Here is a 1,071-nt window from a genome sequence, read left to right on the forward strand (position 1 = left end):
GCTCGCTGCTTGCGGTTGTCGCTGGGCCAGACGTGGACCAGCCGGACGTCCAGCCGCTCGGCCTGTGTGCGCAGGAACGCTAGATTGTGCATATGGGGCGTGTAGAAGGTCACGACCAAAAGGACGCAGTGCAGCAAGCTTTCTGTCGTCTGATGCAATAGAAAGGCAGCCTCCTTATTGAAGGCCTGATCTTTCGCGTCTTTGGCAAGCTTGAACTTGCGCATCGATGCCGGAAACCACTCCTCAAAATACTCCTTCGCCATCATGAGTGCGGCATGCGGCGTCTTGGGCTTGGGCTGGTGCAGTTCGGTGTCATCGCTCTGGTAAAGCGCGATGCCATCGCGGGCCACATCCATGAAGAAGTAGCGCCCATGGGCCAGCCCGTCGTTCACCTCCTGCAGGGTGTGGACGATGAAATTGACCGGGGTCTTGATCGTGCCGGCAATGCCGTACTCGCGCATCAGCCGATCATCGACCTTGGCCCAGTACTTGACCCGGTCGGTCAGGCGCTTGTCGTTGACGATGATGAGGAGGTCATAGTCTGACTGGTAGCCCTTGGCGGTGTGCGGCTCGTCGACCCAGCCGCCGCGCGCATAGCTGCCATAGAGAATGACCTTGAGAATGCGGCCCTTCTTCTTCCACTCGTGCGAGGCCAGGGCCAGCGCGTCCTCGAATTCCTCGAAGACGATCTGCACCACGCGTTCCAGCTCGCGCTGCTTGTTGGCGGGAAGATGGTCGAGATCGCTGCGCATGATAGCGGCACCCTGTCGCGACGGCCGCCCGATGGCAAGTCATCGGGCGGCCTGAATTTTTCACCACGGCCACCAGCGCTGCCACCAGTGCCCATAGACCGCACGGGTCAGCGTGGAGAGGGCCTTGGCCAGCTCGGCCTGCACCTGCTCGACGGTGATGCCATGACGCTGGGCCAGTTCGGCATAGCTGGCGCCCTCGAAGCGCACAGCCGCGAAGATCGCGCGCTGGCGCTTGGTCATCCGACGCAGGCCGCGCTGGCCTCGGCGCCAGAACGTGCGTGGCGACAGGGTCGGCAGGACGGGCGTACCCCATTCGGGC

General features: G+C 62.7%; 2 protein-coding genes. Both read right to left on the reverse strand.

The genetic code is table 11. The annotated features are described in order from the left end of the window. On the reverse strand, positions 1-752 hold a 752-nt coding region (locus tag IP65_RS20690; RefSeq protein ID WP_054132917.1), incomplete at its 3' end, for a nucleotidyltransferase. Positions 753-812: 60 nt separating this feature from the next. Then, the gene (locus tag IP65_RS20695; RefSeq protein WP_054132918.1) at positions 813-1,049 is read right to left on the reverse strand and encodes a sigma factor-like helix-turn-helix DNA-binding protein; all 237 of its coding nucleotides are present in this window, start codon (positions 1,047-1,049) and stop codon (positions 813-815) included. Between the last annotated feature and the right edge of the window lie 22 nt (positions 1,050-1,071).

It is taken from the genome of Novosphingobium sp. AAP1 (assembly GCF_001295765.1).
GTDB classification, from domain to species: domain Bacteria; phylum Pseudomonadota; class Alphaproteobacteria; order Sphingomonadales; family Sphingomonadaceae; genus Novosphingobium; species Novosphingobium capsulatum.